General features: G+C 61.6%; 8 protein-coding genes. 4 read left to right on the top strand and 4 right to left on the bottom strand.

The window, feature by feature from the left end; all coding sequences use genetic code 11:
- Positions 1–260: 260 nt before the first annotated feature.
- Positions 261–962: a response regulator gene (locus P1T08_17595; protein MDF1597897.1), complete on the bottom strand. Its 702-nt coding sequence runs from the start codon at positions 960–962 to the stop codon at positions 261–263.
- Positions 959–3,493 (bottom strand): DUF4118 domain-containing protein, encoded by a 2,535-nt coding sequence (locus P1T08_17590; protein MDF1597896.1) that lies wholly within the window; start codon positions 3,491–3,493, stop codon positions 959–961. The genes P1T08_17595 and P1T08_17590 overlap by 4 nt, the downstream gene beginning before the upstream one ends.
- A gap of 143 nt (positions 3,494–3,636) precedes the next feature.
- Between P1T08_17590 and P1T08_17585 the strand changes: the two genes are divergently transcribed.
- The 4 genes from P1T08_17585 (at position 3,637) to P1T08_17570 (ending at position 6,875) form a co-directional block, all read left to right on the top strand.
- Positions 3,637–3,903 (top strand): hypothetical protein, encoded by a 267-nt coding sequence (locus P1T08_17585; protein MDF1597895.1) that lies wholly within the window; start codon positions 3,637–3,639, stop codon positions 3,901–3,903.
- A gap of 9 nt (positions 3,904–3,912) precedes the next feature.
- Positions 3,913–4,575: an NAD-binding protein gene (locus P1T08_17580; protein ID MDF1597894.1), complete on the top strand. Its 663-nt coding sequence runs from the start codon at positions 3,913–3,915 to the stop codon at positions 4,573–4,575.
- Positions 4,572–5,234 carry an NAD-binding protein gene (locus P1T08_17575; GenBank protein MDF1597893.1) on the top strand — a complete coding sequence of 221 codons (663 nt, stop codon included), beginning with the start codon at positions 4,572–4,574 and terminating at the stop codon, positions 5,232–5,234. Before P1T08_17580 ends, P1T08_17575 begins: the two co-directional genes overlap by 4 nt.
- 144 nt (positions 5,235–5,378) lie before the next feature.
- Positions 5,379–6,875: a potassium transporter TrkG gene (locus P1T08_17570; protein MDF1597892.1), complete on the top strand. Its 1,497-nt coding sequence runs from the start codon at positions 5,379–5,381 to the stop codon at positions 6,873–6,875.
- Between the two features lie 134 nt (positions 6,876–7,009).
- Here P1T08_17570 and P1T08_17565 read toward each other — a convergent pair whose 3' ends face one another.
- Entirely contained in the window at positions 7,010–7,447 is a 438-nt protein-coding gene (locus tag P1T08_17565; protein ID MDF1597891.1) for a hypothetical protein, read from the bottom strand.
- A gap of 292 nt (positions 7,448–7,739) precedes the next feature.
- The coding region (locus tag P1T08_17560; protein MDF1597890.1) for a hypothetical protein at positions 7,740–8,163 on the bottom strand (424 nt) is incomplete at its 5' end.

The raw sequence follows: 8,163 nt of genomic DNA, 5'->3' as shown, positions 1-8,163 counted from the left end.
CACCCCACGATCACCTCGGTCACGGCCGAGCGGCACCAACGCGCCCAAAAACCCCCTTGACAACCAAACAGGCATCGATAGCGGACGGGTAGGCGAAAAGGGCGTTATTCCGCGATATCAGGGCGATCTCGTGCGCTTGTCAGTGAAGCATTGCATCGAGGGGGCCGTTTCCGATCTCGTCTGCCCGTCGTCGTGCCGTGGCGACACCATCGGTGAAACCCACCAGCACTTATCTCTCTCAGAGATGTGGTTTGGATGGTTCAGGATCCGGCCTCGACTTCGAAACGGTAGCCCATTCCCGGTTCAGTGATGAAGTAGCGTGGGGTGCTGGGCTCGGGTTCGAGTTTGCGACGCAGTTGGGCTATGAATACTCGGAGGTAGTTGGTTTCCTCTCCGTAGTCGGGTCCCCACACTTCCTTGAGGAGCTGGACCTGACTGACAAGCAACCCTTGGTGCAACGCAAGAACCTCGACTATCCCCCACTCGGTCGGGGTGAGCCGGATTTCTTCTCCGTCGGGTCGGGTGACACGTTTGGCGGCAAGGTCGATAGTGAAGGTGGGGGTGACGACGACCGGCGTGGTGTGGTTGCTGTCGAAGGCCCGCCGGAGGGCAGCCCGCAATCGGGCGACCAATTCGCCCATTCCGAATGGCTTGGTGACGTAGTCGTCGGCTCCGGCGTCGAGGGCGGCAATTTTGTCGCGTTCCTCTTCCCTCACGGAAAGCACGATGATCGGTACTTTCGTCCACCCTCGCAACCCACGGATCACCTCCACTCCGTCGATACCTGGAAGTCCGAGGTCGAGAATCACGGCGTCGGGTCGATGGTCGGCTGCCTTCTTCAGAGCGTCCTCTCCGGTTCCGGCGGAATCGACTTTGTAGCCGATTGCTTCGAGATTGACGGTGAGGGCACGCACTATCTGAGGCTCATCGTCTACAACGAGGATACGAGCTACCTGAGTCATGGTTGCTCTTCTCGAGCGATAGCCACCGGCCGCCCTTCTATGGGTGGATCCAGCTTGAAGCCGATCACCATCGTGGTTCCACCTCCTGGCGTGTCTTCGATTGACAACTCGTTTCCCATTGCCTCGAGGAATCCTCGGGCCACTGCCATACCAAGACCAACACCGCTCCCGCTCGAGGAGTCGCCAAGTCGTTGGAACGGCTGAAAGATCATCTCCCTGTCGTTGGGTGGGATTCCCGGGCCTCGGTCGATGATCCGTAGGTCTACTCGCCCGGCCACCTCCCCTGCGGTTACCCGAACGTATTGCTCGGACGGTGACCAGGTGAGGGCGTTCTCTATCAGGTTGGCGACCGCCCGTTCCAACAGCGCGGGATCGGTCAGGACTTGGGGTAAAGATTCCGGGATCTCGACCAGAACGCGGTCACGTCCGTTGCCTAAACCTGGAAGTGCCGATGAGATGATCTCGTCGAGGCCGACGGGGAGAACGAACACGTGGACCGCTCCCACCTGTATCCGGCTGGCATCGAGGAGCCGGCCAACTACTCGATTGAGGCGCTCGGTTTCCTCGAGGATGGCCTCGAGAAAGGCCTGTGTCTGATCGGCCGACCAGGCCACCTTGGTCTCTAGCAGACTGGTGACAGACGCCTTTATCGTTGCCAGCGGGGTCCGGAGATCGTGGGACACGGCGTTCAGCAGTGAGGTGCGCAGCCGGTCAGTTTCGGCCATCGCATCGACCGTCGCCGCTTCTCGCTCGAGCTTCTCTCGCTCTAAGGCCTGCGCCATCTGTGCGGCGAAGGCCCGCAGCACCCTCCGATCATCTCCGGTGAGGCTGCCGCCACTGAGCGCCAGTACTGTGTCATCTGTGAGAGGGATCACCTCGCCGGCATCCTCCGGTCGGCGCAGTTCGGATACACCTACGGCTGCCAATGTTTCCCAGGCATTATCGGATCGGCGGAGGACAGCTGCTGCGTTGAGGGCGAAAACGTCCCGAATGCGCCTAGTCATCCCCGAAGCGCTGGGCCCGAACACCGGATAGTCGGCGGTGGCGGCCAAAGCCTCGGCGTGGGCGCGAGCCTTTCGGGCCTCGGCGCTACGCCTTGTGGCATTTCCTACCAGAAGGCCAACCGCGGAAGCGACCAGGAGAAAGGCGAAGAGGGAGAACAGATGGCCGGCGTCGTCGATCTTCCAGGTCCAAAAGGGAGGCGTGAAATACCAATTGGCGAGAAGAAACCCCGTACCGGCGCAGATCACGGCGGGGAAGGCGCCTCCGATCACTCCGACTCCTACTGCCGCCAGCAGATAGACGAGCAGAACGTTTTCGAGGGCGATCCGGTCGCCGAGGGACAGAAGGAGCAGTGTCAGCAGCGGTAGGCCGGCAGCGGTTAGCAGCCACGCCGTCAAACGACGCCTCACGCCGAGGGCACCGGGCCGGTTGAGGCGACGGATACGGGGCCGATGGGTCGCCTCGAGCGGAATCACGTGCACATCGATCGCACCCGACTGCCGGATTACCCGCATGAAGGGTGACCCTCGAATCCTCTCCACGAAACTCGACCGTCGGGACATTCCCACGACGAGCTGGGTGGCATTTTCTGCTTTTGCGAAGGAAAGAAGAGCTTCGGCGAAGCTGTCGCCGACCACCTCGTGATAGCGCCCTCCGAGACTCTCGAGGAGTTTCCGTTGGGCAGGAAGGTATGGGTCGTCTTCGGTGGCGCGCCTGTCGGTGGGACGGACATACACACCGTGCAGCTCAGCACGAGAACGCATCGATGTGCGGGCCGCCCTCCGAATGACGACGTCAGCTCCCCACACTCCGCCAAGAGCCACCACGATGCGCTCCCTGGTCTCCCACGGCCGGTCTATTTGATGGATGTCTCGGTAGTCGGTCAGAGTTTCATCAACGCGGTCCGCAGTCCACGACAGCGCCAGCCCTCGTAGGGCCGACAGGTTACCGGGACGGAAGTAGTTGGCGAGTGCAGCATCGATTTCGTCAGCCGGGAAGATCCTCCCCGCCTTCAAACGCCCCCGGATGCCTTCCTGTGGCAAATCGATGAGTTCGATCTCGTCTGCCTGACGCACTACCTCGTCGGGGATGGTCTCGCGTTCGTGGACTCCGGTGATCTCGAAGATGACGTCGTTGAGGGTTTCCAGATGTTGGATATTGAGGGTGGTCAGTACGTCGATGCCGGCGTCGAGGAGGGTCTCGACATCGAGCCACCGCTTCTTATGCCGTGACCCGGAAAGATTGGTGTGGGCCAGCTCATCGACCAGGACGATCTGGGGCTCTCGGGCGAGAATAGCGTTAACATCCATCTCCTCGAGCTTGGCTTGGCGGTGACCGGTTCGTTTGGGGGTGACCTTCTCGAGGTCGTCTGCGAGATCGGTTATCTCAGCCCGACCATGGGGCTCGACGAACCCGATGACGACGTCTCGGCCCTCACCGTGGAGGCGAAGCCCCTCTTCCAGCATGGCAAACGTCTTGCCCACGCCGGGAGCGGCTCCGAGAAAGACGCGCAACCTGCCTCTATTCATGGTCCAACCCTAACGCCGTCAGCGAAGCTGCAGTTTTCGAGGATTCCCTGGACGGCGTTATCAGACCGTCAAGAATCGATAAGGATGCGTTAGGACCCCGTCAAGACCGATCGGCAGGTGGCGAGGCGGGGTAGAACGTTGGTATGGAAGCGATGAAAGCCCCCGGCGCAGATTGGCGGTGTCCCGATGTCGAGAAACGTTCACGTCTTCCCAAGGATCTGAGAATCGGCGTTCGCTACCGGGTGAGCGGCATCTTGCATGAATACCTGGGACCGGCTCACCTCCCCGATGAAGAGGCGCTGGCCCATGTATTCCTGCGCAACGAATGGCGACCAAACACTCCGGGCCAACTCCCCCTCACGCTCGTCAGGGACACCGCCGTGAACCAGTCCGTGACCAAGACCCGATAGGGGGAACAAATGCGAATCGTTATCGCGGGATGTGGCCGGGTCGGAAGTGACCTTGCTCTCACCCTGGCCGAGGAGGGACACGACGTGTCGGTGATAGATGACCGGCCCGGCATCTTCGACCGTCTCGGCTCAACGTTCAACGGAATCACGCACGAGGGGCTTGCATACGACGTGCGGGTGTTACGCAACGCCGGGATCGAGTATGCCGATGCGTTCGTTGCCGCAACCAACTCTGACAACGCCAACGCAATGGCGGTTCAGGTCGCCAAACGGGTGTTCGGAGTCCCGACAGCAATCGCCCGTCTCGACGACCCGGCCCGCGAGGAGGACTACCGCGCACTGAACGTCCCGTTCGTTCCAGGGGCCAAGCTCACGTCGAAGGTGATCCACGAGCAGATTGTCCGTGAGGAGTTCAGCTTCCACGTGACTTTCCCGAGAGGCGACGTCGAGGTGGTCGAGGTAACCATCGGTCCCGAAGGGGCAGGCCTGCCTGTGGAGGCCTTCGAACTGCCGAACGATCTACGGGTGGCGGCGGTATACCGGGCGCACTCCACCGTCATCCCCGACGGCGGCTTCGTCCTCGCCGAGGGTGATCTCGTGGTGGCGGCTGCTCGAAGTGGGGCACGAAACAAGATCCGCGGGTATCTCGCCGTCAAGGAGGGTCAACAGTGAGGATCATCGTCATAGGGGGTGGCAAGGTGGGATCGTTCCTTGCTCGCGAACTCCACGAGGCGGGTCACATCGTCACAGTGATCGAGGAGCGTCGCGGGCGCGCCGAAGCCCTCACCGACGACTCCAAAGCACTGGTCCTGGAGGGCGATGGTAGCGACGCATACCTACTCAAGGCTGCTGACGTCCACCGAGCCGATTGGGTGCTTGCAGTCACAGGGCGCGACGAGGTCAACCTGATGGCATGCCAGCTCGCCCTCACCCTTGGCGCTCAGCATGTTCTGGCGAGGCTCAACGCTCCGTTGAATCGCCCAACGTTCGAAGCGCTCGATGTCCCGGTGGTGGCCGTGACCGACATGATGGCGGGATTGATCTCACGTGAGGTGGAAGTATCTGCTCTAAACCGCATCGCGGTGCTCGGGAGGGGGAGGTTCTCGGTGTACGAGATCGACCTTCCCTCGGATTTCACGGAGCGGCCCCTAGCCGAGATCCGATTGCCCAAGGGATCTCTCCTCATCACCGTGGGCAGCGGCGACGAGGTGGCGATCCCGATCGCCTCCACACACCTCAAGCCGGGTGATCGGGTGACCGCGGTGAGCAGCATGGAACTCGAGGACGAGGTGCGATCCGTATTAGGCCATCCGAAAGAGGGCCAGCTGTGACGGATTCGTCGAGGAACCGAAAATGGATGAGCATCACCGGTTTGGCCGGGGGCCTCGCGATGTTCGCCATCGAGACCTTGATCGTAGCAGTGGTCGCCGCGGCAGCATGGATCGTCGCGGTCATAGTTCTGGCCTTCTTGTGACATGCTGATCCGACCCGTCGCAGAAGACTTTCGAACCATCGCCTTCTACATGGGCCGGATCTTTCTCATCGTCGCCGCCGTCGGCCTGTTACCACTCACGTGGGCGGCTCTAGGACGAGAGTGGAATCCGTTTGGCTCGTTTCTCGTAACGGTCGGACTGTTCGCCCTTTTCGGCGTCATCGGGATCAGGAACGCCCCGGAGGTGCGGAAGCTCGACTGGAGCCAAGGCATGGTGGTCGTAGCCCTCACCTGGTTGATCGTACCTGTCATCGGTTCCGTTCCGCTGCTGCTGTCCGGCCACTTCGGCAGGCCCCTCGACGCTCTCTTCGACGCAGTCTCCGGACTAACCACAACCGGCTTGTCACTGCTCAGTGATGTGGACCACCTTGCGCCTTCGCTCAACTTCTGGCGACACCTTCTCCAATTCCTGGGTGGGCAGGGCATCATCGTGGCAGCACTATCGGTCTTCGCCGGAACCGGAGGGATCCCCCTCTATTTCGGTGAGGGAAGAGACGAGCGCGTCCTCCCCTCGGTCACCTCTACGGCGAGATTCATCTGGGCCGTATCCGTCGTGCACCTGGTCTTCGGTGTTGCCGCGCTCGGCCTTGTCGGATGGCTGGTGCTCGGGTTCGATCCGGACCGCGCCGTCTTCCACGGGTTGATGACGTTCTTCGCCGGCTTCGACACAGGAGGTTTCTCACCGCAATCGACCAGCATTGGCTATTACCACTCTGCAATCTTCGAGGGATTGGCCTCCGTCCTGATGGTCGCTGGGGCAATGTCGTTCGGAGTTCACTATTCGCTGTGGCGCGGCCCGCGCCGAGCTGTCTTCGCCAACCTCGAAACCCGCACCATCCTCTCCACGTTCGGGTTCACACTGTTGCTCACAATGATCGGTCTGGCGGTCACCGGGGCCTTCACCGCGGTGGCTGGCCTGACCCGACAGGGCCTTTTTCAGATCCTCTCCGCCCATACCGGAACCGGTTTTTCCACTATCTCGACCACCGAACTCTCACAATGGGGCGGCCTCGCCTTCGGGGGCATGGCCATCGCGATGGCTTTGGGTGGCATGGGGTCGTCGACCGCGGGCGGCGTCAAGTCCCTCAGGATCGGACTGACCATCAAGACGGTCTTCACCCAGATCAAACAGGTCCTGCTCCCAGAGCATGCCGTGGTCAGCAGCGCCTACAGCCAAGCCGGGCGGAAGCATCTGACCCCAAGCCTCGCCCAATCCGTCATGATCGTGTCGCTCCTATATGTGGCGCTCTACCTGCTGGGAGCCGGGATTGGTCTCGCCTATGGAATCCCGCTACAGGCTGCTCTTTTCGAGTCTGTCAGCGCTTCCGCCAACGTAGGCTTGTCGGTAGGTGTCACCAACCCATCGATGCCGGTGCTTCTGGAACTGGTGTACATGACGCAAATGTGGGCTGGTCGCCTGGAGTTCGTCGCCATGTTCTCTCTACTCGGGTTCCTCTACTCGTGGGCAAGGGGGAAGTAATGCGACGCCTACGAGTCGCGGTCATGGCTACAGCTCTCATTCTCGTTCCTCATGCCGCATTGGCCGCCAGTGAAGTCACTGTTTCCGATCTGATCGAGATGGGCGCCGACCTGGCCGGCCAGGAAGTGGCGGTGTCAGGTGAGCTGATAGGCGATTACGGCCATCGCGACGACGGCTGGACATGGACACAACTGAATGGCGATGTATACGTCTACGAGCCGATAGTCGAGGGTGGCCCTCCGGTCGGAGCCAACCAGGGCATCGGGATACGGATGCCCACTGCCCTGACCGACTCTCTCGATGATCCTGGCGGCTATCACTCCCGAGGACCGATCGTACGAGTCGCGGGCATCTGGAGATACCACGACCCGGAGAGACAGGGCGAGTCCTATCTCGAAGTCGAATCTCTGACCGTCCTCGAAAAAGGGCGCAGCCTCAATGAGGGACCCGATTGGTTCGCCATCACCATCGGTATCCTCCTCAGTACCGCCGCTGTCGCCGCTTGGGTCACCCGCCCCACCACAAATGCTGTCGGTCGCGGTAACCGAGACCGTCGGAAAACGTCCACCCATAGATCGCCCGATAGCCGTGCACGCGGCGTGAGTACGGAGAGGCCGGGAAACGGAGAGCCACCTAGCTAGCTCTCCTTCCTCTTGAACGGGCCGAGGCCGCACTGGTGTCGAGTACCGCACCCCGCTGCGAGGATCCTGGAATCCATCCTCCGACCCGCTGCCATCGGTCCACGATTGGCACCGGCGCACAGATCACGCGCCGCCCCGAGCGATAGCGAGCACTCCCTTTCGCTCATAGCCGGCAATATCGATCTGATCCCAGATACTGAGTTGTCACGTTCCGTGGTTGCGATCAGCGGCCAACAGCAAGGTCGAAGCCGGGTGCCTGCCGTTCGGTTTCGTCCGTTTGGATCCGGCGTTTGGCGATCTGCCAGGCGACCCGAGCAGCGACATCTGTGCTGGGTGGGGGCGGACCCAACGGGTCAATGTCATCGGTGGGTGCCGGTCCGGCATGGTCGATGGCGGCGATCTGGGCCGAGGCGCGGTTGAGCGAAGCGGTGAGGCGATCGAGGGCATCGGAGCGACCTTGGTGGGTGAGGTGGGCGCACTGTTCATCAGCCGGTCCGACGTTGGTGAGGTAGAGGGTGTTGGTTTGCCGTCCGCGGCTCATCGCCACGTAGGCCCATTCCCGGTCGGTGGTGTCAACACCGCCTGAAAATTGACCCCCTGGCACCGGTTGAAAATTGACCCCCCGGGCCGGGTTTTGGTCACTCTGT

The sequence above is a fragment of the Acidimicrobiia bacterium genome, assembly GCA_029210695.1.
Lineage (GTDB): Bacteria > Actinomycetota > Acidimicrobiia > Spongiisociales > JAHEDJ01 > JAHEDJ01.
Note: the sequence above shows the minus strand (reverse complement) of the source record. Positions and strands in the feature narration are given on the sequence as shown.